Origin of the sequence: Antribacter soli, assembly GCF_021568775.1 — a bacterium.
Taxonomy (GTDB): Bacteria; Actinomycetota; Actinomycetes; order Actinomycetales; family Cellulomonadaceae; genus Antribacter; species Antribacter soli.
In genome coordinates, this window is sequence record NZ_JAKGSG010000011.1 from 1 (window position 1) to 24,755 (window position 24,755).

Genomic DNA, 24,755 nt, shown 5'->3' on the forward strand with positions numbered 1-24,755 from the left:
GAGGCACCCGTGATCAGCTGGCTGGCGGTGGCGGCCGCAGGCGCGGGTTCCTAGCGGACCGCGCGGCGGGCTGTCGCGGGGGTGGTCCACCGCGGCGGCCCGACGCCGTCCAGGAAAGAAGATTCGTCCAGACGGTTCTTTCGGTCTTGACAACAAGATTTGTCGGTGACAGCGTTGTGGCATGCAAGATGTCGCAGTGATCGAGGATGCCGCAGCCGCGGAGGTCTCGCTCGATCCGATCCGGGCTCGGATCCTCGCGGAGCTGGCCGAGCCACACACCGCGACCACACTCGCGGCGCGGCTCGGGCTTGCTCGGCAGAAGGTCAACTACCACGTCAAGACCCTTGAGCAGCACGGTCTGGTGGAGCTGGTCGATGAGCGTCGCAAGGGCAACATGACCGAGCGGGTCGTGCGGGCTTCCGCTGCGGCCTACGTGATCTCGCCGGCCGCGCTCGCCGCGGTCGCGCCCGATCCGGCCCGGTCGCCCGATCGGCTGTCCTCGCGCTGGCTGCTCGCGCTCGCCGCGCGGCTCGTTCGGGAGACGGGCGCGCTCGTCAACGGGGCGGCGCGGGCCAAGAAGCCGCTCGCCACGTTCGGGCTCGATGCCGAAGTGCGGTTCGCGAAGCCGGCTGATCGCGCCGCGTTCTTGGCTGAGCTCACGGACGCGGTCACCGAGCTCGTCAGCAAGTACCACGCCGAAACCGGTCGGCCGCACCGCCTGATCGTCGCGGTGCACCCGACCATCACCGAAGACGCCGACCCGCCAGCAAAGGAACAGCAGCCATGACCCATCCATTCGAGGTACGCAACGAGTTCACCGTCGACGCCACGCCGGACGAGGTGTGGGAGGCGATCGCGGCGGGGCCGGGAGTCGACTCCTGGCTCATGGGGCGCACAGAGATCGACAGCGCCAGCAGGTCCATCAGGTTCGCCATGTTCGGCGAGGTGTCCACCGGCACCATCACGGTCTGGGAACCCGGTCACCGCTACGCATGGCACGAGGACCAGAACCCGGACGGCACGTTCACCGCCTACGAGTGGCTCATCGAGGCGCGAGACGGTGGCGGCTCGGTGGTTCGCGTGGTGCACAGTGGTCTCCTCGGCGAGGACTGGGAGGCCGAGTACAACGGCCTGTCCGTCGGCGACCGGGCCCACATGAAGAAGCTCGCCGTCTACCTGAAGCACTTCGCACCGCGCACCGCGACGGAGTCGCTGTTCCTGCCCGGGCCGATCATCGAGGACGCGTGGGCAGCCATGACAGCGGCGATCGGGGCCGGCGCGAACGCGACGGACGGTCAGCCCGCCCGGCTCAGCGTGCCCGGGATCGAGCCGGTCGACGGCACCATCGAGTTCGTGATCCCGTCGAGCTTCGTGGGCATGCGTACCGACGACGCGATCTACGGGCTGATCCACGGCTACAACGGCATGGTCGGCGCGACCGCGCAGTACTTCGACGACCGCGACCGGTCGACCGAGACCGAGGCGTGGCAGAAGTGGCTCGGCAGCCTCGCGGCCTGATCACCGCACACCGGCCGGTCACCATCGGCCGTCGGATGCGGACGACCCGCCCCGAAGGGCCACCGCAGGCCTCCTGACGTGCGAGCACGCACAAACGGAGTGAATGTCGAGACAGCGCGGCGCAACGGTGCGCCGCCACGACGAAGGAGTCGACATGCCCGCGTGGCTCATCCTCATTCTGGTCGGCGTGGCCCTGGTGATCCTGGGGTTTGCCACGGAGATCGGCCAGTTCCTCATCTGGATCGGCGTGATCGTCCTTGTGGCGAGCCTGATCCTCGCTCTCGTCGGACGCAGCCGGGCCTAGCGGCTCTGGTTGGGCGTGGCGACAGCCCGGCTGACCGGGTGACCTGACGCGCCGACCAGGATCTGGGTTGCGGAAAGGCGGGGCAAAGCCCAAACCACAGCCATGTCGGCGCGGGTGTTTTATTTGAGTGACCTCGCCGCGGCCGCCGTCGAGCGGCGCACGACCAGGTGTGACGGCAGGGCGACGGCGTCCGGCGGGGGAGTGCCGACGACGCGTCCGAGCAGCTGCTGGAACGCGACTCGTCCCTGTTCGACGAAGTCGACGCTCAGGGTCGTCAGCGGCGGCGAGAAGTAGGCCGCCTCGGGGATGTCGTCGACGCCGGTGACGCTCACGTCCTCCGGCACGCGGAGCCCGCGCTCGGCGAGCGCCAGCATGACCCCCAGCGCCATCTGGTCGTTGGCCGCGACCACCGCTGTGAAGTCCAGGCGTTCGCCCGGCAGGCCGGCGATCGCCTCGTGGCCGGACCTCGCGGACCAGTCACCGTGGATCACGCCGGTCGAGCGCATCCCGTGGGCGTCGACGGCCACCTCGAAGGCCCGGGCACGGTTCCGGGCCGCCGCCCACCTCGACGGGCCGGCGACGTGCAGGACCCGGCGGTGCCCGAGCTCGGCCAGATGGCCGACGAGCGCCGGGATGCCCACGCTGGTCAGCTCCGACCTGTCGCTGAAGGCGTCGTCCTCCTCGGTGCCCAGGTAGACGGGCACCTTGAAGTCGGCCGCCTCGAAGGCGCGCGTCATCTCGTCGGTGGAGGAGAACGCCAGGATCCCCGCCAGGTCGTGCTGACGGACAAGGGACAGTGCCTTCGCGATCGCCCGGGCGTCGCTCATGTCCAGCGTGACGATGTCCAGGAGGTACCCGGCCTCCCGCGCGGCGGCGGCCGCACCTTGGACGATCCGGCTCGGCCCGAACTGGTCCAGCTCGTGCGTGAGCGCGCCGATCCGGTGCGACCGCCCGGTGGTCAGGGTGCGCGCCGTGAGGTTCGGTCGGTAGTCGAGCGCGTCCAGGGCCTGGACGACGCGCTCACGCGTCTCGGGCCGGATGCCTTCGTAGCCCTTGAGGTACCTGCTGACGGTCTGGTGAGAGACGCCGGCCATGGTCGCGACGTCGTAGATCGTCGCGGGACGGGCACCGGCAGAGGCCCGGGTGGCCGGCTCTTGTGCGCCTTCCGCCGCCTCCACCCGCGGTTCGGGATCGACGGCTCGCGTCCTGCCCGCGTCCGGGTGCATGAGTCCTCCTCCAGGGGGGCCACTTGTGATGGTGGCCTCAGGCTACCGGTCCGACACCGGTGATGTGGCCGGAAACATCGACATGTCGAGCACCTCTTGTTACCGGTAACATTCTACGCTAGCGTGCCGTCCACGTCCCGCCTCGACAATGGAGTGAACGGCCCCGATGGACTCACGAATCCCTGCCCGACTGCCCAGCGGCCTGCTGTTCGGTGTGGCGTACTACCCCGAGTACCACGTCGTCGAGCGCACCCACGAGGACCTCGACCTCATGCGGGCGGCGAGCATGAACGTCATCCGGGTGGGGGAGTCGGTGTGGTCCACGTGGGAGCCGCGTGACGGCGAGCTGGACCTCGACTGGCTCGCTCCGGTGCTCGACGCCGCCCACGAGCGCGGCATCCGAGCGATCCTCGGGACTCCGACGTACGCCGTGCCGCCGTGGCTGTCGACGGCCTATCCCGAGATCGCCGGCGAACGGCGCACGGGCGAGCGCATCCCGTGGGGCGCTCGTCAGGAGGTCGACTACACGCACCCCGCGTTCCTGTTCCACGCCGAACGGGTGGTCCGCGCGATCCTGGAGCGCTACGCGCAGCACCCGGCGATCATCGGCTACCAGGTCGACAACGAGCCCGGTCTCGAGCTGTTCCACAACCACGGTGTGTTCACCCGGTTCGTGCGCCACCTGCAGGGGATCTACGGCGACGTGGAGACCCTCAACCGCGAGTGGGGCCTGACCTACTGGTCGCACCGGATCGGCGACTGGTCGCAGCTGTGGCGCCCGGACGGCAACAGCTTCCCGCAGTACGACCTGGCCTGGCGCCGGTTCCAGGCCGAGCTGACCACCGACTTCATCGCGTGGCAGGTCGGGCTCGTCGACGAGTACCGGAGCCCGGACCAGTTCGTCACCACCTGCCTGCAGTACCCGCGCCGCGGCCTGGACGACGAGCAGCTGGGCCGGCGGCTGGACGTCAGCGCCGGCAATCCCTACTACGGGATGCAGGACCACCTCGACACCGCCAAGGAGCTCGCGCAGCCGAACGACTGGACGACGACCGGCGTCCCCGGCCTGTTCCGGCAGGCCGACCGGCTCTACTCGTCGAGGCAGGCGCGCTACCTGGTCACCGAGACCAACGCCCAGTCGATCGGTACCGCCGACTCGAACTTCCCGCCGTACCCCGGCCAGCTCAAGCAGGCCGCGTACGCGTTCATCTCCCGCGGCGCGGCGATGATCGAGTACTGGCACTGGCACACGCTCCCGTACGGCACCGAGACGTACTGGGGCGGCGTGCTGCCGCACAGCCTGCGCCCGGGCCGCGTCTACCGCGAGGTCTCCCAGATCGGCGAAGAGCTGGAACGGCTCGGGTCGGCGCTCGACGGCTACGAGCCGGATGCCGACGTCGCGATCCTGTGGTCGACGCCGAGCCGCTTCGCGATGCAGTACATGCCACCGCTCGCTTCCGGCGGGCAGCCCGACGACCAGGCGTACGAGCACATCGTCGACGCCTTCCACCGCGGCGTCGTCGATGCCGGGCTGCAGGCGCGGATCCTGCACCTGCCCCAGGCGCACGCCTTGGGCGCGGATGAGCTCGCCCGCCGCTTCCCCGTCCTCGTCGCCGCCGGGCTGTACATCACCACCGACGACGACCTGAGCCTGCTGCGTGAGTACGCCGCGGCCGGCGGTCACCTCGTCCTCGGGCCGCGCACCGCCTACGCCGACGAGGAAGCACGCGCCCGCGTCGCGGTGGCGCCCGACCAGCTGCATGCCGCCGCCGGCGTCTGGTACGAGGAGTTCTCCAACCTCGACGCCGACGTCCAGGTGGTGGCCACGGGTGGCAGCCCGCTCGTCCTGGACGCGGACGCCACCGCCCAGCGGTGGGTCGACGGGCTGATCTCTGATGGCGCGGAGGCCCTGGCCACGTACAAGCACCCGCGCTTCGGCGACTTCCCCACCGTTGTCACCCATCCGCACGGCAGCGGACGTGTCACGACGGTCGGCACCGTCCCGTCGCCCGGGCTGGCGTCCGCCGTCGCGCGCTGGGCCGTACCGGGACGCATCGGTGACCTGCTCGCCGGCGATCACGGCCCGGCCGTCACCGTCTCCTCGGGCACCCTGCCCGACGGAGGGCGCGCCTGGTTCGTCTTCAACTGGGGCTGGGGCGAGTCGAGCCTCGTCCTCGCGACCGACGTCCGGGACGCGACGACCGACCAGACCTACGCCGCCGGCGCGCAGCTCGCGCTCGGGCCGTGGGGCTGCCGGACGCTGGTCGACGAGCGACCGGCGCCTGAGTCCACCACCGACACGCCCGAGGCCGCCCGATGAGTATCACCGTCCCACTGGCCGCACCGCCGTCGCGGGAACCGACGACCGTCGCCCACCCGATCAGGAAGCCGAAGAAGAACTGGCGAGGGTGGCTCTTCGTCTGGCCGTTCGCCGTCGTCTTCCTCTTCGCCTTCATGGCGCCGCTGCTGTACGCGGTGTGGCTGAGCCTGTTCCAGAACAGGCTGGTCGGGGGCAACTCGTTCGTCGGTCTCGACAACTACGTGACGGCGTTCCAGGACCCCGCCTTCTGGGACGGGTTCGGGAGAGTCTTCCTCTTCCTGCTGGTGGAGGTCCCCGTCATGCTGCTCCTCGCGCTGGCGGCGGCACTGGCGATTGACAGCGCCCGGCTGTACGCCACCGGCCTCTTCCGGGTCGTGGTCTTCCTGCCCTACGCGGTCCCGGCCGTCGTCGCCGTCCTGATGTGGGGCTTCCTGTACAGCGACAACTTCGGCCTGACGGCCAGCATCAACGACTGGCTCGGGAGCGATGTGCTCCAGCCGTTTGCGCCGAGCTGGGTCACCGTGTCGATCGGCAACATCGTGACCTGGGAGTACGTCGGCTACAACATGGTGATCTTCTATTCAGCCCTGAAGACGATCCCGACCGAGCTGTACGAGGCCGCCGAGCTTGACGGAGCCAACTCCTGGCAAGTCATCAGGGCCATCAAGCTGCCCGCCGCACGCGGCGCGATCGTGATCGCGACGATCTTCTCGATCATCGGCAGCTTCCAGCTGTTCAACGAGCCGAACGTCCTGAAGCCGCTGGCGAACAACGTCATCACCAGCCACTTCACGCCCAACATGTACGCCTACAACCTGTCGTTCGCCGGACAGCAGTACAACTACTCCGCCACCGTCGCGATCATCATGGGCGTCATCACGGCAGCGATCGCCTACGTGGTTCAGATCCGCGGGACCCGTCAGGAGGACCGCTGATGGCCATCAATCGTCGTATCCACCCCGCGGCGCGTCGAGGTATCTCGGTGACGCGCCCACGCAAGTCGGTCGCCATGACCTTGCTGGCCGCGTTGTTCCTGGTCTACGCGCTCGTGCCGATCGCGTGGCTGGTCATCAACTCGACCAAGACCCAGCCGGACCTGTTCTCGACGTTCGGGTTCTCCTTCGGTCACTCGTTCGCGCTGTGGGACAACGTCGTCGCGACCTTCACCTATGACGACGGCATCTTCGTGCGCTGGCTCGGCAACACGCTGCTCTACGTAGGCCTCGGCGCCGGCGGTGCGACGCTGCTCGCCACGCTGGCCGGCTACGGCCTGGCGAAGTTCAGGTTCCCCGGCCGCAGCGCCTACTTCGCCGTCGTCCTGGGTGCCGTCGCCGTCCCGGGAACCGCGCTGGCAGTGCCGACCTTCCTGCTGTTCAGCCAGCTCGGCATGACCAACACCCCCTGGGCGATCATCGTCCCCTCGCTGATCAGTCCGTTCGGCCTGTACCTCATCTGGGTGTACACGGTGGACTCGGTGCCGACCGAGCTCCTCGAAGCGGCGCGCCTCGACGGCGCGGGGGAGCTGCGGACCTTCTTCACGATCTCGATCCGGCTGCTGGCCCCCGGCATCGTCACCGTGGCGCTGTTCGCCATCGTGGCGACCTGGAACAACTACTTCCTGCCGCTGATCATGCTCAGCGACCCGGACTGGTACCCGCTGACCGTCGGCCTCAACCAGTGGAGCGAGCAAGCGGCGGGGGTCGGCGCCGAGCCGATCTTCAACCTGGTCGTCACCGGCTCCCTCATCACGATCGTCCCGATCGTCGCGATCTTCCTGTTCCTCCAGCGTTTCTGGCAGTCCGGCCTGAGCGCCGGGAGCGTCAAGCAGTAACCCCATCCCCACCACGACGAAGTGAAATGGAGTGACCGTGACCAGGTCAACCCGCACCACCCGAAAGACCGCGGCGGCCCTCGCCGCTGCGGCGCTGACCGCCATGACTCTCGCCGGCTGTGGCTCCGGCGACGGCCCGGGCGCCGCCGCCCCGGCCGGCTCGGCCGCCGACCTCGACGCCGCCCTCGAGGAAGGAGGCGAGCTCACCTACTGGACCTGGACCCCCTCCGGCGAGGCACAGGCCGAGGCATTCATGGAGGAGTACCCCAACGTCACGGTGACCGTCGTCAACGCCGGTACCGCGACCGAGGAGTACACCAAGCTGCAGAACGCCATCAAGGCCGGCTCGGGCGCCCCCGACGTCGCGCAGATCGAGTACTACGCCCTGCAGCAGTTCGTGCTGTCAGAGAGCCTGCTCGACCTGTCGGGCTACGGCTTCGGCGACCTGGAGGACACCTACACGGCCTCGACCTGGTCGGCCGTGACCGGCGGCGACGCGATCTACGGGCTGCCGCAGGACTCCGGCCCCATGGTCCTCCTGTACAACCAGGAGATCTTCGACCAGTTCGGCCTCGCGGTGCCCACCACCTGGGACGAGTACGTGGCCGCCGGCGAGAAGCTGCACGCCGCGGACCCGACGAAGTACATCACCAACGACGCCGGCGACCCCGGTTTCGCCCAGCCTCTCATCTGGCAGGCCGGTGGCCGTCCCTACCAGACCGACGGCACCACCGTGACGGTCAACCTGCAGGACGAGGGCACCAAGCTCTGGGCCGACACGTGGAACCAGCTCCTCGAGCCCGGGCTGCTCGCGGACATCCCCACGTGGAGCGACGACTGGTGGAAGGCCCTGAGCGACGGCACCGTGGCCACGATCGTCAGCGGTGCGTGGATGCCCGGCATCATGGAGGGCTCCGTGCCTGACGGAGCCGGCAAGTGGCGCGTCGCGCCCCTGCCGAGCTACGACGGTTCCGCGATCACGGCCGAGAACGGCGGCAGCGCCCAGTCGGTCATCAAGCAGAGCGAGAACCCGGCGCTCGCCGCGGCGTTCCTGCGCTGGCTCAACAGCTCCGAGGAGAGCGTGAACGTCTTCCTGGAGAACGGCGGCTTCCCCTCGACCACCGCACAGCTGAACTCCCCGGAGTTCCTCGCGGAGGCCCCTGAGTACTTCGGCGGCCAGCAGATCAACCAGGTCCTCGTCGATGCGTCCAAGAACGTGGCCACGGGCTGGCAGTACCTGCCGTATCAGGTCTACGCCAACAGCGTCTTCCCCGATACGGTCGGCACGGCCTACACGGCCAGCAGTGACCTCAACGCCGGCCTGCAGGCCTGGCAGGAGCAGATCGTCTCCTACGGGGACTCGCAGGGCTTCAGCGTCAACAAGTGACGCTCGTACCCGGGGGCCGGCACCGACGCCGGCCCCCGTGGTCGAGAACGCGTGACGCCAGACGGCGTCACGCGCGGATCCCGTCCTGCGCAACCAGCTCACCGACAGCGACCAGTGCCTCAAGGGCCGGGTGATGGGGCCCGAGGCTACCGGCCGCCTGAAGGGCTGACGCCGCATCGCGCTCGACCACCCTCCCCAAGGAGGGTGGTCGTCGTGCGTTGCCCGATCAGGAGCTGTGCGAGATGCGGCGTCGGAGCTGGCTGATGCGGACGGTGCCGATGACCAGGGCGACGACGCCGACGCCGATCCCCGCGATGAGGAGGGCGAGCGCGAGGGGTACGGAACCCTGCATGCCGAGGAACGACACCAGGACCCGCTGGGTGTTCTGCAGCATGAAGATGATCAGGGCAATCAGGAGCAGGGCCGCGATGCAGACCCCGACCCATGCGGCGCCGGCTCGGGTGCGTGTAGCCCGGGGCGGACGACGAGCGGACCGGGTGGCCCTGCGTACGGCGTCAGGACCGGAGCCTGCGGCGCCGGGGTCTCCATTGGTGGTCGACCCGATGGGATCGGTGGCCATGGCGGCCTCCCTTGGTGGGCTTCCGGGCCCGCGCACCTCAGCTCGGGCGCGTCTGCCTCGGATGACTCCGACTCTACGCTCCGTACCTGCGGCGCGAGTGAGCTGCGTTCAGCGGCCGTACTGACTAGCCACCGGACACGTGAAGGGATCCCGGGCGCGGTGCTCCACGTCGTTCAGGTACGCGATCACGATCCGGTAGGACGTGAAGAAGCCGACCTCGGTGTAGTTCACGCCGAGCTGGGAACAGTATTCACGCACGAGGGGCTGAGCACGCTTGAGGTTGGGCCGGGGCATGCTGGGGAACAGGTGGTGCTCGATCTGCCGGTTCAGCCCGCCCATCAGAAGGTCGATCAGCCAGCCTCCGCGGATGTTGCGGGACATGAGCACCTGCCTGCGGAGGAAGTCGACCTCGGCGTCGGCAGGGACGATCGGCATCCCCTTGTGGTTCGGGGCGAAGGCGCCGCCCAGGAGCACACCGAAGACGGCGAGCTGCACGCCGAGGAACGCGATCGCGAGCCCGGGTGGCAGCAGGACGACGAGAACGCCGACATACAGGGCGAGTCGCGTGAGCAGGAGGGGCGCCTCGACCCAGCGATGGGGCAACGGTTCCCGGCCCAGGACCGTCCGTACGCTCTTGACGTGGAGGTTGAGGCCCTCGAGCGTGAGGAGGGGAAGGAAGAACCAACCCTGACGGCGGGCAAACCAACCCCGCCAGCCCCGGCGGCTGGCCAGGACGGCGCGAGTGAACGCGATGACCCCCGGTGCGATGTCCGGGTCCTGACCCTCCTGGTTCGGGGCGCTGTGGTGCGCGTTGTGCTTCGTCGTCCACCAGCTGTAGCTCAGCCCCACGAACGCGTTCGCCAGGATGCGCGCTGCCCAGTCGTTCCACGCCCGCGAACGGAAGACCTGCCGGTGCGCGGTGTCGTGCCCGAGGAACGCCAGCTGGGCCAGGACGAACGCCATCGCTGCCGCGAGGGCCAGCTGCCACCACGACTCACCGAGCAGCACGACCCAGACCCATACGCACGCCAGAGCGGCGGCCGTGAGAACGAACCGCGTCCAGTAGTAGCCGAGGCGCCGTCGTAGCAGGCCGGACTCGCGGACGACGCGGGCGAGGACCGAGTAGTCGTTCGTCACCCGTCGCGCGGCCGGACGCACGCGTTCAGACCTGGCTCCGACCAGGGGGTGCTCACTCGAAGCGGACACGCTCGGCCTCGACCTTCACGGCGGCCGCGCGGCGAGCTTCTCCCGCCCGCCACTCGTCAGCCTCGGCGGCCTGCCGCGTCCGCTCTGCCGTGATCTCCTCGTTGACACCTCGCAGCACCGCGGCGATCTCGCCGGCCAGCCCGCTCTCGAGCATCGCCAGGTTCGTGTTCTCGATCAGCAGCCGGCGGTCGGCGACCGCGAGCTGGATTCCCTCGTATCCCCGATCGGCCAGCAGCCGGCTTACGGAAGGCTGCTCGATGAGCGCCTGCTCCTGGGGAAGGACGCGACGGTTGAAGACCGCTGCGACGGTGTACCGGTCGGGAGCCTTCGTCGTGCCCAGCTCCGGGGGCAAGGCGGTGTCAAGAACACCGCGCAGGTGCAAGGCGGGGTCGTGCGGTGTCTCGGAAGGAGATGGCGTGGAGACGTCCATGGCTACATCCGATCACCAAAGCCGGTTCGTCGCCTCACGTCCGTCGTCGCACGACTCGAGGCTGCCCGCGTACTGCTTCCGCAGCAGGAACGATGACGACGCTGGGCCGACGGCGCGGGCCGCTCACCAGGGCATTCTTGCGGTGCCGGAGCCCACCTGGAAAGGAAGGTCCCCGGTATCCCCGCCATCCGCGGTGCCATCGACGGCGCGCCCACACGCGACGTCAGTTCCGCCGCCAGGAATAGATAGGTTCGGTCCCGCCAGATATGTCCGTTCTCGAGGAGTCAGCATTGTCCGCTCGTGACCGCGGCACGGACGTGGGCCCCTCGGCTCACGGGCAGGGGGCTCGAGTTCTGGTCATCGCCGACGACGACGCCGTGCTCGACCTGGTGACACCGACCCTGGGCCTGGCTGGCTACGAGGTCGACCAGGTGAGCAGCGGCGCGTCCGGGCTCGAGCGCATGCTCGACGAGCTGTTCGACCTCGCCGTGATCGACACGAGCCTGCCCGGGCTGCGTCGGATCCCGCGGCGGCCGCTGTCCGACGTCGGCGCACCCGCCGTGCTGTTCCTCGTGCCGGACACGCTCCTCGAGACCGTCGCGTCCGAGGTCGGCATCAGCGGACACGACTACCTCAGCAAACCGTTCCGCATCGCCGACCTGCTTGTGCGGGTCCGTCTGCTCTTGCGGGACCGGGTCGCCGGCGGCCGCCGGCGCGTGCTGAACCATGGCGACCTGCGTCTGGACGGCGCCACCTTTCGCGCCTGGCGGGGTGAACGCGAGCTCGACCTCAGCCCCGCCGAGTACCGGCTCCTGTGGGAGCTGGTGCTGAACGCCGGGACCGTGCTGTCCAAGGAGCAGATCGCCCGGGGCGTGTGGGGCGAGCTGCGCGGCGACAACGCGATCGAGCGACTCGTCTCGCGCCTGCGCCAGAAGGTGGATGCGTCCGGCCCGGCGCTGATCCGCACGCACCGCGGGTTCGGCTACTCGCTCACCCGGGCCGCGCGCTGACGCTGCCGTGTGACCTGCGCCACGTCAGGTTCCTGTCAGGGACCCGTCCGGGCTGCGTCAGCCGGCCCTGATGTGCTGGACCAGCTGCGCCGCAGGGGCTCGTCCAGCCCTCGGCTCGCAGGCGACACGCCTGGTAGGACCTACTGATGAAGGAGTCCTGATGACCGACACCGTGCTCACGGACGCGGCGCACCCGATGCCGCACATCACCGGCTACCCCGCCGCACGCGACGCCCGCTGCCCGTTCAACCCGCCGGCCGAGGTGCGGACGAAGACCTCCGAACGGCCGGTGACGAAGGTCCAGATCTGGGACGGCAGCACGCCCTGGCTGGTCACCCGGTACGCGGACCAGCACGCGCTGCTGACGGACCCGCGCCTCAGCATCGACGAGACGCTTCCGGGCTTCCCGCACATGACCCGCGGCCGCTCCGAGACGGCCAAGCACACCCCGCCACTGATCACCAACACCGACGCCCCGGAGCACACCCGGCTGCGCCGCATGGTCAACATGCCGTTCTCCGTCAAGCGCGTCGAGGCGCTCCGTCGGTCGATCCAGAAGATCGTCGACGACCTCATCGACACCATGCTCGCCGGCAACGGGCCGGTCGACCTGGTCAAGGCCCTCGGCCTGCCGGTGCCGACGCTGGTGATCTCCGAGCTTCTCGGCGTTCCGTACGACGACCACGAGTTCTTCCAGCGCAACAGCAACGTCACGGTGAGCCACACCGCCACCGAGGAGGAGGTGGCCGCCGCCAGCGGTGCGCTCGCGGGCTACCTCGGCGAGCTGATCGACCGCAAGATGGCCGAGCCCGAGGACGACGTGCTCTCCGAGCTGGCCGCGAAGGTGACCGCCGGCGAGATGGCGCGCATGGAGGCGGTCATCATGGGCGTGGCCATCCTCATCGCGGGGCACGAGACGTCGGCGAACATGATCTCGCTCGGCACCCTCGTGCTCCTCCAGAACCCGGACCAGCTCGACGCCCTGCGCGGCGCAGAGAGCCCGAAGGCCGTGGCGGCCGCGGTCGAGGAGCTCCTGCGCTACCTCACGATCGTGCACACCGGCGTCCGGCGCATCGCGCTGGAGGACATCGCGATCGGCGGCGAGGTGATCAAGGCCGGCGACGGGGTGATCCTCGACCTCTCGGCGGCGAACTGGGACCCCGAGGAGTTTGCGGAGCCCGACCGTCTCGACCTGACCCGGTCGGCCCGGCACCACCACGCTTTCGGCTACGGTGCGCACCAGTGCCTGGGCCAGACCCTGGCGCGCGTCGAGCTGCAGGTGGTCTACAGCACGCTGTACCGGCGGATCCCCACCCTGCGGCTTGCTGTGCCGCCTGACGAGATCGAGTTCGCCTTCGAGGGCGTCGCTTACGGGCTGCGCTCGCTGCCGGTCACCTGGTGACTTTCTCGTCCATCCCAACTCTCCTGGAGAAGATCTGATGACCTTTCATGTCGAGCTCGACGAGCCCAGGTGTGTGGCGTCGGGGCAGTGCGCGGTCGTGGCCCCGGACGTGTTCGACCAGCGCGACGACGACGGCGTGGCCGTGATCCTCGACGAGTCGCCGGCCGACGACCTGCTGGACGACGTGCGCGAGGCCGTCGCCATCTGTCCGGCGGCGGCGTTGCGGCTGGTCGAGGGGTGAACCGCGTCGTCGTCGTCGGGGCGTCCGCGGCCGGGCTGACCACCGCCGAGGCCCTGCGTCGCGAGGGGTACGCCGGGGGGATCACGGTGGTGGGTGCCGAGGTGCACCTGCCCTACGACCGCCCGCCGCTGTCGAAGCAGATCCTCAGCGGAGAGTGGGAGCCGGACCGGCTCCCCCTCCGGCCAGCGGCCGATGTCGACGCCCTGGGGCTCGACCTACGTCTCGGCGTCACCGCGACGGGGGTGGACACGGCCGCGCGGACGGTCGCGACGGACACCGGGGAGCAGCTCGCCTATGACGCGCTCGTCGTGGCGACCGGAGTGCGCCCGCGCAGGTTGCCCGGTGCGACGGCCCACGTCCTGCGGACCCAGCAGGACGCGCTCGCCCTGCGTGAGCGCCTGCGGCCGGGCCGCCGGCTCGCCGTCGTCGGCGCAGGGTTCCTCGGTGCGGAGGTCACCGCCGTCGCGCGCGGCCTCGGTTGTGAGGTGACGCTCATCGAGCCGGCTTCCGTTCCGCTCGCGCACGCCGTCGGTGCGGTCGTCGGTGAGGTGCTCAGCCGAGCGCACGTCGAGCACGGCGTCGACCTGCGCACCGGCGTCGGGGTCGTCGCCGTGCACCCCGAAGGGGTCGAGCTCGCCGACAGCACGATGGTGGAGGCGGACGACGTGCTCACCGCGATCGGCTCCGTCCCCAACACCGAGTGGCTGGAAGGCAGCGGCCTGCCGGTCGCGGACGGGCTCGTGTGCGACGCGACCTGCCGGGCCGCGCCCGGCGTGTACGGAGCAGGTGACGTCGCCCGGTGGGACCATCCGTCGTTCGGCGTGTCGATGCGCATCGAGCACCGCACGAACGCCTCCGAGCAGGGGCTGGCGGTTGCCCGGAACCTCCTGAGTCCCGACGCGCCGCGACCGTTCGCGCCCGTGCCGTACTTCTGGTCCGACCAGTACGAGATGAAGGTCCAGGCGTACGGCTACCTGCGCGGGCACGACGCCGTCGAGATCGTCGAGGGCGACCTTGCCGAGCGCCGGTTCGTCGCTGCGTACCGGACCGCCGACCGCCTCGCGGGCGTGCTCACCGTCGGTATGCCTCCGCGGGTGCTGCGCACCTGGCGAAACGCCGTGGCAGGCGGCGCCCCGTGGCGTGACGTCGTCGCGGGACCCGGCGGTCTCGCCGTGGTCTGACGACGGCGAGGCCGGCGCCGGTCGGCGTCCGCCGACGGCGCTCGCCGGGCGCGCGCTGGTCCGGCTGACCGTCGTCAGGGGACGCGCCGACCAGGACCTGGGTTGCGGAAAGCCGTCCCTTACCGCAACCCAGGTCCTGGTCGGCACGGTTCGTCCAAGGCGGACCCGCCGAGGGACCTAAGTCCCCCGGCAATCGGGCCGCCTGCCTCTGCCGGGCGTGAGCCCCGGGGAGTGATCTGGGAGGGAGATCATCCTCGGCACAGGAGAGAGGTTCACCACCATGGACGCGGTCATCGTCTACGAGAGCAGCTTCGGCAACACAGCCACCATCGCCCGCGCGATCGGGGACGGCATCGCGCGGCACATGCCCGTACGCGTCGTCTCGGTCGACGACCCGGCCGCCGTGCGTGGCCAGGACCCGGACACGCTGGTCGTCGTCGGCGGCCCGACGCACGCCTTCAGCATGAGCAGGCCGCAGACCCGCGACGACGCCGAGAAGCGCGGAGCGCCGCACGAGGGCACCGGAATCCGTGAGTGGATCGGGACGCTGCCCGCCGACGGCGGTGGCCGCTACGCCACCTTCGACACCCGCATCAACGGCGTGCGGCACCTGCCCGGCTCCGCGGCACGCGCGGCGGAGCGCGCACTGCGCCGTCGGGGGCTGCGCACCGTGGGGAGCGCGGAGTCGTTCTACGTCGCCGACACGGAGGGGCCGCTCCTGCCCGACGAGGAGGCGCGTGCCCGAGCGTGGGGCGAGCACCTCGCCGAGGCGGTCGAGGAGATGCGCGGCCGCTGACGGGCGGCGGCCGCACACGTGAGGGAGGGTATGGCAGTACCTGGTACGGCAGGCGTCCTGGCTCCGATCATGGGGGTGCACCATCCCTGATCCCTCGAAGGAGCACTCCATGACCGCGGACGACGACGCCCGCGCGGCCGGCGAGGCGGGAGCCGACCACGTGGCGGCGCTCCGCGCGAGCTACGCAGCGCAGTGCCGGGCCATGGTCGCCGGCGACGCCGACGCGCTCGGCCGCCTGCTGGCGGACGGCTTCACGCTGACCCACATGACCGGCACCGTGCAGTCGAAGGAGCAGTGGCTCGCCGACGTCCGGTCGGGCGAGATGGCATCACCGTCTTCGCCGGCGTGGCTCTGGCCCCGCGCCTGCGCATCGCCGCACCGCTGATCCTCCTGGTCTTCGGGCTCGCGCTCGGGTTCGTGCCGGCACTGCGGGAGATCGAGCTGGAGCCCGAGATGGTCCTGCTCCTGTTCCTGCCGGTCATGCTCTTCTGGGAGAGCCTCACGACGTCGCTGCGCACGATCCGGCGCGACCTCCGGGGCATCGTGCTCATGAGCACGCTCCCTCGTCGTCGCGACCGCGTTCGCCGTCGCGTGGGTGGCCAACCTGCTGGGCGTGCCCTGGCACGCGGCGCTGATCCTGGGTGCCGCCGTCGCGCCGCCCGACGCGACCGCGGTCGCCGCGCTCGGTCGCACCCTGCCGCACCGCAACTTCATGCTGCTCAAGGCGGAGAGCCTCACCAACGACGGCACGGCGCTCGTGGTCTACGCGATCGCGGTCGGGGTCGCGGTGGGCGGCCACTACACGCCTCTGGCCGTCACGGGCCTGGTGCTGCTGTCGTACCTCGGCGGCATCGCGGCCGGCGCGGTGGTCGCGGGCGTGGCGTACCTCGTGATGCGGCGGTTGCGTGACTCGACGGCGATCAACGTCGCGCTCCTGCTGACCCCGTTCACGGCCTACCTGCAGGCCGAGCTGTTCGGAGCGTCCGGCGTCCTGGCGGTCGTCGTGGCGGGACTCGTGATCGCCTTCGTCTCGCCCCGGATCAGCACTGCGGGATCGCGCAGGATGACGGAGGGGGCGTGGCCCCTGGGCTCGGTTCTCCTCAACGGCTCGCTGTTCGTGCTGATCGGTCTCGAGGTGCAGGCCGTGGCGCGCGAGCTGGACGCGGCGGAGCTCGGTCGGCTGACCGTCGTCGTCGTCGCGGTGTGGCTCACGCTCCTGGTCGTGCGGTTCGTGTTCCAGGTGACGAGCGTGTCGCTCATCCGGCTCCTCGACCGGCGACCGTCGCAGCTCGCGCGGCGGATGAGTCACCGTACACGCGTCGTGAGCGCTGTGGCGGGGTTCCGCGGTGCCGTCTCGCTCGCGATCGCCCTGTCCGTGCCGGTGGTCCTGGACGACGGCTCGGCGTTCCCGGGGCGTGAGGCCATCGTCTTCGTGACCGCGGGCGTCATCATCCTGACCCTTCTCGTCCAGGGGCCGCTCCTGCCCGCCGTCGTCCGGTGGGCGCGGTTCCCCGCGGACACTGCTTCCACCGACGAGCAGCGGTTCGCCGAGCGCGCGATGAGGGACGCGGCCATCGCCGCCGTGCCAGGGCTCGCGAGGGAGCACGGCATCCGTGACGAGGTGCGCGATCGCGTGGCGCGCGACTACCAGGAGCTGGTCGAGCTCGTCGAAGAGCACGAGCAGGAGCGGGACGGCGACTCGCCCCCGAGCCGCCACGAGGAGCTCACGCGGCTGCGTCTCGCCGTTCTCGACCACAAGCGCGAGGTGCTGACGCGCTTCGTCCGGGAGGGCGTCGTCGACGGCTCGGTCGCCCTGCAGATCCAGATGCGGCTCGACGTCGAGGAGCTGCGCCTGACGGGCGTCGAGCCCCTCGACTGAGCCGGAGGTGCAGCGCAGGGTGAGGGCCGAGGTACGAGGCACGCGCCCGGAGCGGAACCGCGGGCTCAGGCGAGAGACAACCTCGACTGAGCCGGAGGTGCAGCGCAGGGTGGGGGCCGAGGTACGAGGCACGCGCCCCGGAGCGGAACCGCAGGCTCGGGCGAGAAACAAGTTCGACTGAGCCGGAGGTGCAGCGCAGGGTGGGCCTTCGTCAATGGGGGGCGACGTCGGCCAGGAAGGCCGTCGTCAGCTCGGCGAACCGGTCCGGTGCGTCGCGCCGCACGAAGTGGTTGGCGCCTTCGACGACGGCGAGGCGGGCACCGCGCTCGACGATCAGCCGGCGGTGCTCCTCGAGGATGCCGACCAAGGGTCCGGTCCCGGTGACGACCAGGACCTCGCTGCCCGCGGCCCGCAGGGCGGAGAGGAGGTCCGGCCACGGTGGCGTCGGGATGACGTCGCCGTTGCGGACGAGCGCTGGGTCTGCGTCGTGCTGCGCCTGCGCCCAGGCCGGCAGCTCTGCGGTAGCCCAGGCAGGGTGCGCCGACTGCCCCGACGCGACCAGGTCGGACGGTGGAATGGCCTGCCGGTCGAGCAGGTCGCGGTAGGCCCGTTCGGCCACGCCTCGGTCCTGGTGGCGGGTCACCGGGAGCCGCCAGAACGGGTCCTCGAGCACGACGGCCCGGACCCGGTCCGGGCGAGCTGCGGCGACCGCGGCCGCGACGCCGCCGCCGGCCGAGTGTCCGAACAGGACGAGCGGACCCGCCTGGGCGGCGTCGGAGAGCAGCAGCTCGTCGACGATCTCGACGACGTCCTGCGTCAGCCGGTCGCCGGGGTGCAGCTCGTCGTCGGCGTCCCACCTGGGGGAGCGTCCGTGGCCACGCAGGTCGGGGGCGACCACGTGCCACCCGTCGGCCGCCCACGCGTCGGTCGCTGACCGGAGGGTCGGCCCGCTCTCCATCATCCCGTGCAACGCGACGACGGTGCCCCGGGCGGGACGCGACGCGCGGGTGCGCGTGACGTGCAGGGCACTCGCACGGGCGCCTCCGCCGACCGCCTCGGGCTGGGTCTCCATCGTCCTCCTCCGTCGTGACACGCAGGCTACACGCGCTGCGAAACGGACGGCAACGCGATGAAACGAATTCACGGCCGGACAATGTTGCCGGCTGCGCGGCCGACGGGTTCGGTGCGCCGCGCACCGTCCTAACCTGCAACAACGGCGGGAACACGGGCCGATTGCCCGGTCCGGCGGGCGACCGACGGCTGCCCGAGCGACGGAACGCGCATTCCGCCTTTCCTTGACAGGCGCCGAACCGGCGTCCTAGCCTCGCGGTGCAACGCCAGCCGCCGGTCTTCGACGAAGAAGAGAGCCTGCCGTGGAACCACCCGAGCACGACACCACGTCGCCGCTCCGCCTCCGGACAGGAGGTGGGGAAACCGACACCGCGCGGCAGACGCCTGCCAAGGCAAAGGCGCCCCGCTCGTGGCGCGGCCGTGACTACGGCCTGGTGATCCTCGCCGCACCGGCCGTCATCCTGCTGGTGATCTTCTCCTACGGCCCGATGGCCGGGCTGGTGGTTGCCTTCCAGGACTTCAACGTCGCCGACGGCGTCTTCGGCTCGCCGTGGGCCGGCTTCAAGAACTTCGAGTTCTTCTTCACCTCCGGCAACGCCGGCCGCATCATGTGGAACACGTTGTTCCTCAACGTGCTCTTCCTCGCGGCGACGCTCGGTGCGGGCGTCGTGCTCGCCCTGATGCTCAACGAGATCCGCGGGCGCGTGACGAAGCGCTTCTTCCAGTCGGTGATCTTCGTCCCGTACTTCGTCTCACCGATCGTCGTGAGCATCTTCCTCCAGGCGTTCCTCGCCGGCCCCGGTGGCCGCGGCGGGCTCGTCAACGACTTCCTCGGCATGTTCGCGCTGCCGGAGCTGTCCTGGTACACCGAGCCCGGCCCCTGGCCGTGGATCCTCACCGTCGTCAAGGTCTGGCAGCTCGGCGGCTACATGAGCGTCATCTTCCTCGCCGCGATCACGTCGATCCCCGAGGAGGTCTACGAGGCCGGCGTCATCGACGGCGCGAGCCGGGCCCAGATGGCCTTCCGGATCACCGTGCCCCTGCTGAAGCCGACGGCCGCGATCCTGCTCGTCCTCGGCGTCGGGCGGATCTTCTACGGCGACTTCGGCACCATCTACGCGATCGTCGGTGACAACGGGACGCTCTTCGCGACGACGGACGTCATCGACACGTATGTCTTCAGGGCGCTGCGCACCTTCGGCGACTTCGGGACCACCGCCGCCATCGGGCTGTTCCAGTCGGTGGTCGGGTTCGTCCTCGTCGTCATCGCGACCCTGGTCCAGCGGCGCTACGCGAGGGAGACGTCGATCCTATGACCGCCACCGAGACCGCCCCGATCCGCACGACACCGCCGTCGGCCGCAGCAGCGAGGCCGCACGATGCCCGCCGCCGACGGCGCCACCGCCCCGAGCCGTTCACCATCGCCAGCTACCTCGGTGTGGGCGCGTTCGGCCTGGTCTGCCTGATCCCGTTCTGGATGGTCATCGCGGGCTCGCTCACCGCCGAGTCCGTGCTCTCCCAGCGCGGCTACTCGTTCTGGCCCGACCCGTTCTCCGTGGACGCGTACGCCACGATCTTCGCCGGGTCGCGCGTCTGGCTCTCCTACGGGGCGACGATCTTCATCACGGTCGTCGGCACGGCGATCGCCGTCGCCTCCACGTCGGGAATCGCCTGGGTCATCGCGCGCGGCCTGCCGTGGTTGAGCAAGCCGCTCGCGGTGTTCACCTACATCCCGATGCTGTTCACCGGCGGCCTGGTGCCGATGTACATCCTCATCACGCAGGTGCTGCAGCTGCGGAACTCGTGGTTCGCCGTCATCCTGCCGCTCGTCATCGCGCCGTTCCTCGTCTTCGTGCAGGTCAGCTTCTTCCGGGGCACGCCCCAGGAGATCCTCGACGCCGCCCGCATCGACGGCGCCGGTGAGCTGCGGGTCTTCTTCCAGATCGTGCTGCCGCTGTCCAAGCCCGTGATCGCGGTCATCGCTCTGTTCTACGCGGTGACGTTCTGGAACGAGTGGTTCCACGCCCTGCTGTTCATCAGCGAGCCCGCGAAGTACCCGCTGCAGCTGGTGCTGCAGAACCTCATCACGAGCGTCGCCAACGCGGCAGACCTCGGCACGACGACGGCCGCCCCGGTCTACGCGATCCGGCTGGCCATGACCGTCATCACCATCGGACCGATCCTCCTGGCCTATCCGTTCGCCCAGCGCTACTTCGTCAAGGGGCTCACCCTCGGCGCCTCCAAGGGCTGACGCACACACGACCGGCCGCACGGCCACCCACGACCACGAACGAGAGGTAGCACCATGGCACAGCTCATCGATGCCGCTGGACTGTCATTGCCCATCTCCCGCCGAGGATTTCTAGCCGGAACCGGCGGGCTGCTCGCCGCCGCGACGCTCGCCGCCTGCGCCCCCGGCTCGGGCGGGCAGAGCGCCGGCACCTCGTACGGCCTCCTGCTCCCGGGCGACGTCCCGGCCCAGTGGGACCGCGTCCGCGCCGCGGTCAACGCCAAGCTGAAGGCCGACCTCGGCTTCGAGTTCAAGCCCGAGTTCATCAACTGGACCAACTACGGGTCGCAGTCCCTGCTGAAGTTCACGGCGCAGGAGAACTTCCAGACCGCGCTGTCCGCCCGCTGGCTGAACATCGCCCAGCTCATCGAGTCGGGCGCCCTCCAGCCGCTCGACGACGCCCTGGCGAGCGGCAAGTACACCAACCTCACAGCGACCGTCGACCAGAGCGCCTTCGATGCGAACCGCTGGCCGGACGGTTCGGTCTACGGCGTCCCCGCCGTCAACAGCGCGGCCCGCATCCACCACCTCATCGCCCGTGGCGATCTCGCCGACAAGCACGCCCCCGGGGGCATCGAGACCTTCGACCAGCTGGAGAAGTTCTGGTACGACGTCGTGCAGAAGGAGGGCCTGCCCGGGTACGTCAACCGGAACTCGCCCTTCGACGTGCTCGGCGCCCCGACCGGCGCCCTCTACGCCCAGGGCTGGGAGACCCCCGACCTGCTCCCGCTCTACTTCTCCAGCGACTCGCTCCTGTTCGTCCCGGCCAAGGATGCCGCGACGACCGGCTCGGCCGACGCAGTGCCCTTCTGGGAGCACGAGCCGTACCTGGAGTCGCTGCACCGGGTCCGCAAGTACTACGAGGACGGCATCATCAACGCCGACCGCCTCAACGCCGACCCGGCCACCCTCAAGGCGCTGTTCGACGGCGGCGGGGCCGCGACGTGCTGGGGCATCAGCGACGGCGGCGACACGTCCTCGCACCTCGACCTCCTGGAGAAGGCCGTCCCGGGCGCCGGTCTCGTCAGCCTCCTGCCGTTCCGCGACGGGCTGTCCGCCAAGCCGAACCAGACGTTCCAGGCCGACAACCTCGTGGTCGTCAACGCCGGTGCGGCGAACGCAGACGCCGCGATGCAGCTCCTGGACTGGGTCTCCATCAAGGAGAACCACGACCTGCTGCAGTACGGCGAGGAGGGCACCGACTGGAAGGCGGTCGGGGACGACGCCTACGAGCCGATCGGGGACTACGCCAACTTCCCCGGCTTCGCCCTGAGCTGGCGCATCCCGCTCGAGCGCACGTACTCGCGCATGACCGAGAGCGAGGCGACCTGGTTCGACTGGTCGAAGAAGTACGAGAACTTCACGCTCGACCCGTTCGCCTCGTTCATCCCCGACCTCGCCGCGATCGAGACGGAGCACGCGCAGATCACCGCCGCCGTGACCGAGTTCGGCAACCCGCTCTTCGCCGGAGCCGTCCCGGTGGAGGAGGGGCTGGACAAGCTGAAGAAGGCCGTCGACCAGGCTGGTCTCGCCAAGGTCCAGGAGGAGCTCAACAAGCAGGCGGACGCCTACCTGTCGTCCAAGTAGCCGGTGCCGGCCTCGTCGAGGCCGCGCACCACGACTCCTGGGGCCGGCGGGACTCGCCGGCCCCGGGCAGTTCCCCGAGAGGAGAAGCGTGATCGAGTACGCAGTGGCGGTCGGGTCCGACCGGTTGGCCGAGCGGTTGTTCGGCCCCCGGCACGAGGCCCTGGCCGGAGTCCCCGCCCGTCGGGTCGGTGAGGTGCTCACCGAGTTCGAGTCAGACGCCGCCCGGCGCGTCCTGTCCCGGGCAGAGGTGCTGCTCACCGGCTGGGACACGCCGCCGCTGCCCGCCACGGTGCTGGGCCACGCGCCGCGGCTTCGCCGCGTCATCCACGCGGGCGGCGCCGTCGACCACCTCTTCCCCGACGGCGCCCACGGGATCGCGCACTCGGACACCGGCGTGGCCAACGCGATCCCCGTCGCCGAGTTCACGCTCGCCATGATCATCCTGGCGAACAACGACGCCTTCCGGGCGCAGGAGCTGTACCGGGAGCGTCGCACGCGCATCGACCGCGAGGCCGAGTTCGTGACGGCCGGGAACTACGGGCGGACCGTCGGGATGGTGAGCGCGTCCCGCACCGGTCGTGCCGTGATCGAGCTGCTGCGCCCGTTCCCCACCCTGTGTGTCCTGGTGTACGACCCGTTCCTCACGCCGCAGGAGGCCGAGGAGCTGGGGGTCGAGAAGGTGGACCTGCCGGACCTCGTGCGCCGCAGCGACATCGTCACCCTGCACGCGCCCGTGCTGCCGGAGACCGTCGGGCTGTTCGACGCCGAGCTTCTCGCCCTCATGCGCGACGGCGCGACGCTGATCAACACCGCCCGCGGCGCGATCGTCGACGCGGCGGCGCTCGAGAAGGAGCTGGTCACGCGACGGATCAACGCGATCCTCGACGTCACCGACCCCGAGCCGCTGCCTCCCGCGTCACCGCTCTACGACCTGCCGAACGTGTTCCTCACGCCGCACGTCGCCGGCTCCATGGGTACCGAGCTGCGCCGGATGGGCGACGTCGTCGCGGGGGACCTCGCGCGCTACGCCCGGGAGGCGGAACCGCTGGGCGCGGGGGAGGCGTGACCGCGCGCACCCGAGCGCGCGATCGAGGGCACGCAACCGGACTGCAAACGACGGAAACCCTTTCCGATAGAATTTCCGCTCAACCACCTGGGAGGCGATCGACGCGATGAACGACCTGGCAACGTCCCGGCCGGCACGGCTGGCGGACGTGGCCCGGCTCGCCGGTGTCTCCGCCGCGACCGCGTCAAGAGCGCTCAACGGGAGCGACCGCGGCGTCCGCGAGGCCAACCGGGTGCGGGTGCTCGAGGCGGCGAAGACGCTGGGGTACACGGCGAACATCGCGGCGCAGGCGGTGGCCCGGGGCCGGTCGCGCGGCGTGACGCTCCTCGCCAAGGGCATGCCGGACGACTACGCGAACCCGATCACCGCCGGCGTGCTCGCGGCCACCCAGCGGCGCGGCCTGCCGTTCACCCTGATCTCCGCCGGCACGGACCCCGTGGACCTGGTCGACGCGGTCAACCTCGCCCGGGGCCACCGTCCCGAGATCCTCATGATCACGGGCGGCCGCACGACGGACGACGTGACGATCCCCGCGCTCGTCGAGGCGCTCCAGCGCTACGAGGCCGAGGGCGGTCGCGTCGTGCTCGTGACGCAGGAAGGGCTCCCGTTCGACACCGTCGCGTACGCCAACCGCAAGGGCGGCTACGACATGGCGACGGCGCTGGTGGGGCTGGGCTACCGGGATCTCGCGGTGATCTCCGGTCTCCGGCACGGCCTGACGCAGCGCGACCGGACGGAGGGCTTCGTCGCAGGCCTGGCCGACGCCGGCATCGAGCTCCCCGCCGACCGCATCCTCATCGGCGACTTCAACCGCGACGCCGCGTACGCGATGACGGGTGACCTCCTGCGGCGCAACGTCGCCGTCGACGCCATCTTCGCCGTCAACGACTCCATGGCCCTCGGCGTCCTCACCTTCCTGCGCGACACTGGAGACCCGCGCCGGGTCGCCGTCGCCGGGTTCGACGACATCAAGGCGCTGCGCGACGTCACGCCGTCGCTCACGACCGTTCACCTCTCCTGGGAACAGGTCGCGGAGGAGGCGCTGACGCTCGCCACCAGCCCGCGAGGCGACCGCCCGCGGACCCGGGTGGTCGAGGGGCACGTCATCGTGCGCGAGAGCACGCCCCCCGTCTCCTCCTGAGGCTCACCTCCGCCCGGGGGCCCCGGGCCGGGGGGGGGGGGGGGGGGGGGGGGGGGGGGGGCCCCCCCCCCCGGCGGGGGCCCCCCGGGGCCGCCCCCCCCCCCCCCCCCCGCCTCCGGGGGGGCGGCCCCCCCCCCGCCCCCCCCCCCCCCCCCCCGTCCGGGTCGGCCCAGCTGACGGACCGACTCACCGCCTCGGCCGGCCCTGGGCGCCGAGGTAGTCGGTCTGTCGGACGGGTCGACCAGCTCGGCGGGTTGTCGACGCCGTTTCCATTGCCCTGCAAGCGCGT

General features: G+C 70.5%; 24 protein-coding genes and 1 pseudogene. 20 read left to right on the forward strand and 5 right to left on the reverse strand.

Going from position 1 to position 24,755, the window contains the following annotated elements:
- Positions 1-181: 181 nt before the first annotated feature.
- From L1785_RS02810 to L1785_RS02820, 3 genes are all read left to right on the forward strand, one after another.
- Complete coding sequence (locus tag L1785_RS02810; RefSeq protein WP_236087616.1) at positions 182-787, forward strand: ArsR/SmtB family transcription factor; 606 nt, start codon at positions 182-184, stop codon at positions 785-787.
- Complete coding sequence (locus L1785_RS02815) at positions 784-1,518, forward strand: SRPBCC family protein (RefSeq protein ID WP_236087617.1); 735 nt, start codon at positions 784-786, stop codon at positions 1,516-1,518. The genes L1785_RS02810 and L1785_RS02815 overlap by 4 nt, the downstream gene beginning before the upstream one ends.
- 154 nt (positions 1,519-1,672) lie before the next feature.
- Positions 1,673-1,822: a hypothetical protein gene (locus tag L1785_RS02820; protein ID WP_236087618.1), complete on the forward strand. Its 150-nt coding sequence runs from the start codon at positions 1,673-1,675 to the stop codon at positions 1,820-1,822.
- Positions 1,823-1,941: 119 nt separating this feature from the next.
- Here the strand turns inward: L1785_RS02820 and L1785_RS02825 are convergent, their stop codons facing one another.
- Positions 1,942-3,048 carry a LacI family DNA-binding transcriptional regulator gene (locus tag L1785_RS02825; protein WP_236087619.1) on the reverse strand — a complete coding sequence of 369 codons (1,107 nt, stop codon included), beginning with the start codon at positions 3,046-3,048 and terminating at the stop codon, positions 1,942-1,944.
- A gap of 166 nt (positions 3,049-3,214) precedes the next feature.
- On the opposite strand from L1785_RS02825, the gene L1785_RS02830 reads away from it, so the two are divergent.
- Genes L1785_RS02830 through L1785_RS02845 form a run of 4 tightly spaced genes read left to right on the forward strand, consistent with a single transcriptional unit; the run spans position 3,215 to position 8,586 of the window.
- Positions 3,215-5,368 (forward strand): beta-galactosidase, encoded by a 2,154-nt coding sequence (locus L1785_RS02830; protein ID WP_236087620.1) that lies wholly within the window; start codon positions 3,215-3,217, stop codon positions 5,366-5,368.
- Complete coding sequence (locus L1785_RS02835) at positions 5,365-6,303, forward strand: carbohydrate ABC transporter permease (RefSeq protein WP_236087621.1); 939 nt, start codon at positions 5,365-5,367, stop codon at positions 6,301-6,303. The genes L1785_RS02830 and L1785_RS02835 overlap by 4 nt, the downstream gene beginning before the upstream one ends.
- Positions 6,303-7,199: a carbohydrate ABC transporter permease gene (locus tag L1785_RS02840; protein ID WP_236087622.1), complete on the forward strand. Its 897-nt coding sequence runs from the start codon at positions 6,303-6,305 to the stop codon at positions 7,197-7,199. The genes L1785_RS02835 and L1785_RS02840 overlap by 1 nt, the downstream gene beginning before the upstream one ends.
- Before the next feature lie 31 nt (positions 7,200-7,230).
- A complete protein-coding gene (locus tag L1785_RS02845) occupies positions 7,231-8,586 on the forward strand; it encodes an ABC transporter substrate-binding protein (RefSeq protein ID WP_372461775.1) in 1,356 nt (451 codons plus the stop codon).
- 226 nt (positions 8,587-8,812) lie between these two features.
- On the opposite strand, the gene L1785_RS02850 is transcribed toward L1785_RS02845, so the two are convergent.
- From L1785_RS02850 to L1785_RS02860, 3 genes are all read right to left on the reverse strand, one after another.
- Positions 8,813-9,166, reverse strand: a complete 354-nt coding sequence (locus L1785_RS02850; protein ID WP_236087623.1) for a LapA family protein — start codon at positions 9,164-9,166, stop codon at positions 8,813-8,815.
- Between the two features lie 108 nt (positions 9,167-9,274).
- The gene (locus L1785_RS02855; RefSeq protein WP_236087624.1) at positions 9,275-10,372 is read right to left on the reverse strand and encodes a fatty acid desaturase family protein; all 1,098 of its coding nucleotides are present in this window, start codon (positions 10,370-10,372) and stop codon (positions 9,275-9,277) included.
- On the reverse strand, positions 10,356-10,802 hold the full coding sequence (locus tag L1785_RS02860) for a hypothetical protein (protein WP_236087625.1): 447 nt from the start codon (positions 10,800-10,802) through the stop codon (positions 10,356-10,358). Before L1785_RS02860 ends, L1785_RS02855 begins: the two co-directional genes overlap by 17 nt.
- A gap of 290 nt (positions 10,803-11,092) precedes the next feature.
- Between L1785_RS02860 and L1785_RS02865 the strand changes: the two genes are divergently transcribed.
- The 8 genes and pseudogenes from L1785_RS02865 to L1785_RS02895 all read left to right on the forward strand — a co-directional run bounded on the left by L1785_RS02865 (position 11,093) and on the right by L1785_RS02895 (position 17,311).
- A complete protein-coding gene (locus tag L1785_RS02865; RefSeq protein WP_236087626.1) occupies positions 11,093-11,812 on the forward strand; it encodes a response regulator transcription factor in 720 nt (239 codons plus the stop codon).
- 160 nt (positions 11,813-11,972) lie between these two features.
- Positions 11,973-13,214, forward strand: coding sequence for a cytochrome P450 (locus L1785_RS02870; RefSeq protein WP_236087627.1), 1,242 nt, complete (start codon positions 11,973-11,975; stop codon positions 13,212-13,214).
- Between the two features lie 37 nt (positions 13,215-13,251).
- A complete protein-coding gene (locus L1785_RS02875; protein ID WP_236087628.1) occupies positions 13,252-13,455 on the forward strand; it encodes a ferredoxin in 204 nt (67 codons plus the stop codon).
- The gene (locus L1785_RS02880) at positions 13,452-14,636 is read left to right on the forward strand and encodes an NAD(P)/FAD-dependent oxidoreductase (protein WP_236087629.1); all 1,185 of its coding nucleotides are present in this window, start codon (positions 13,452-13,454) and stop codon (positions 14,634-14,636) included. The genes L1785_RS02875 and L1785_RS02880 overlap by 4 nt, the downstream gene beginning before the upstream one ends.
- Positions 14,637-14,916: 280 nt before the next feature.
- A complete protein-coding gene (locus L1785_RS02885) occupies positions 14,917-15,432 on the forward strand; it encodes a flavodoxin family protein (protein ID WP_236087630.1) in 516 nt (171 codons plus the stop codon).
- Positions 15,433-15,541: 109 nt separating this feature from the next.
- The gene (locus L1785_RS02890) at positions 15,542-15,817 is read left to right on the forward strand and encodes a nuclear transport factor 2 family protein (RefSeq protein WP_236087631.1); all 276 of its coding nucleotides are present in this window, start codon (positions 15,542-15,544) and stop codon (positions 15,815-15,817) included.
- Positions 15,778-15,933, forward strand: a pseudogene (locus L1785_RS22675) (hypothetical protein); the annotation flags it as partial. The gene L1785_RS02890 and the pseudogene L1785_RS22675, both read left to right, overlap by 40 nt.
- A gap of 94 nt (positions 15,934-16,027) precedes the next feature.
- Positions 16,028-17,311 (forward strand): Na+/H+ antiporter, encoded by a 1,284-nt coding sequence (locus tag L1785_RS02895; protein WP_308113235.1) that lies wholly within the window; start codon positions 16,028-16,030, stop codon positions 17,309-17,311.
- 211 nt (positions 17,312-17,522) lie between these two features.
- Here the strand turns inward: L1785_RS02895 and L1785_RS02900 are convergent, their stop codons facing one another.
- Positions 17,523-18,383, reverse strand: a complete 861-nt coding sequence (locus L1785_RS02900) for an alpha/beta hydrolase (protein ID WP_236087632.1) — start codon at positions 18,381-18,383, stop codon at positions 17,523-17,525.
- Between the two features lie 301 nt (positions 18,384-18,684).
- Here L1785_RS02900 and L1785_RS02905 point away from each other — a divergent pair, with 301 nt between their 5' ends.
- The 5 genes from L1785_RS02905 (at position 18,685) to L1785_RS02925 (ending at position 24,466) form a co-directional block, all read left to right on the forward strand.
- A complete protein-coding gene (locus L1785_RS02905; RefSeq protein ID WP_236087633.1) occupies positions 18,685-19,698 on the forward strand; it encodes an ABC transporter permease in 1,014 nt (337 codons plus the stop codon).
- The gene (locus tag L1785_RS02910; protein ID WP_236087634.1) at positions 19,695-20,633 is read left to right on the forward strand and encodes a carbohydrate ABC transporter permease; all 939 of its coding nucleotides are present in this window, start codon (positions 19,695-19,697) and stop codon (positions 20,631-20,633) included. The genes L1785_RS02905 and L1785_RS02910 overlap by 4 nt, the downstream gene beginning before the upstream one ends.
- Before the next feature lie 54 nt (positions 20,634-20,687).
- The gene (locus tag L1785_RS02915) at positions 20,688-22,259 is read left to right on the forward strand and encodes an ABC transporter substrate-binding protein (protein ID WP_236087635.1); all 1,572 of its coding nucleotides are present in this window, start codon (positions 20,688-20,690) and stop codon (positions 22,257-22,259) included.
- Positions 22,260-22,347: 88 nt separating this feature from the next.
- Positions 22,348-23,325, forward strand: a complete 978-nt coding sequence (locus L1785_RS02920; RefSeq protein WP_236087636.1) for a hydroxyacid dehydrogenase — start codon at positions 22,348-22,350, stop codon at positions 23,323-23,325.
- Between the two features lie 106 nt (positions 23,326-23,431).
- A complete protein-coding gene (locus L1785_RS02925; RefSeq protein WP_236087637.1) occupies positions 23,432-24,466 on the forward strand; it encodes a LacI family DNA-binding transcriptional regulator in 1,035 nt (344 codons plus the stop codon).
- Positions 24,467-24,755: the final 289 nt, after the last annotated feature.

Coding starts and splice junctions, on each gene's coding strand:
- L1785_RS02860 (WP_236087625.1), bottom strand. CDS start 10,802: ATGGACGTCTCCACGCCATCTCCTTCCGAGACACCGCACGACCCCGCC.
- L1785_RS02835 (WP_236087621.1), top strand. CDS start 5,365: ATGAGTATCACCGTCCCACTGGCCGCACCGCCGTCGCGGGAACCGACG.
- L1785_RS02900 (WP_236087632.1), bottom strand. CDS start 18,383: ATGGAGACCCAGCCCGAGGCGGTCGGCGGAGGCGCCCGTGCGAGTGCC.
- L1785_RS02915 (WP_236087635.1), top strand. CDS start 20,688: ATGGCACAGCTCATCGATGCCGCTGGACTGTCATTGCCCATCTCCCGC.
- L1785_RS02850 (WP_236087623.1), bottom strand. CDS start 9,166: ATGGCCACCGATCCCATCGGGTCGACCACCAATGGAGACCCCGGCGCC.
- L1785_RS02870 (WP_236087627.1), top strand. CDS start 11,973: ATGACCGACACCGTGCTCACGGACGCGGCGCACCCGATGCCGCACATC.
- L1785_RS02815 (WP_236087617.1), top strand. CDS start 784: ATGACCCATCCATTCGAGGTACGCAACGAGTTCACCGTCGACGCCACG.
- L1785_RS02840 (WP_236087622.1), top strand. CDS start 6,303: ATGGCCATCAATCGTCGTATCCACCCCGCGGCGCGTCGAGGTATCTCG.
- L1785_RS02925 (WP_236087637.1), top strand. CDS start 23,432: ATGAACGACCTGGCAACGTCCCGGCCGGCACGGCTGGCGGACGTGGCC.
- L1785_RS02890 (WP_236087631.1), top strand. CDS start 15,542: ATGACCGCGGACGACGACGCCCGCGCGGCCGGCGAGGCGGGAGCCGAC.
- L1785_RS02820 (WP_236087618.1), top strand. CDS start 1,673: ATGCCCGCGTGGCTCATCCTCATTCTGGTCGGCGTGGCCCTGGTGATC.
- L1785_RS02875 (WP_236087628.1), top strand. CDS start 13,252: ATGACCTTTCATGTCGAGCTCGACGAGCCCAGGTGTGTGGCGTCGGGG.
- L1785_RS02810 (WP_236087616.1), top strand. CDS start 182: ATGCAAGATGTCGCAGTGATCGAGGATGCCGCAGCCGCGGAGGTCTCG.
- L1785_RS02825 (WP_236087619.1), bottom strand. CDS start 3,048: ATGCACCCGGACGCGGGCAGGACGCGAGCCGTCGATCCCGAACCGCGG.
- L1785_RS02885 (WP_236087630.1), top strand. CDS start 14,917: ATGGACGCGGTCATCGTCTACGAGAGCAGCTTCGGCAACACAGCCACC.
- L1785_RS02830 (WP_236087620.1), top strand. CDS start 3,215: ATGGACTCACGAATCCCTGCCCGACTGCCCAGCGGCCTGCTGTTCGGT.
- L1785_RS02910 (WP_236087634.1), top strand. CDS start 19,695: ATGACCGCCACCGAGACCGCCCCGATCCGCACGACACCGCCGTCGGCC.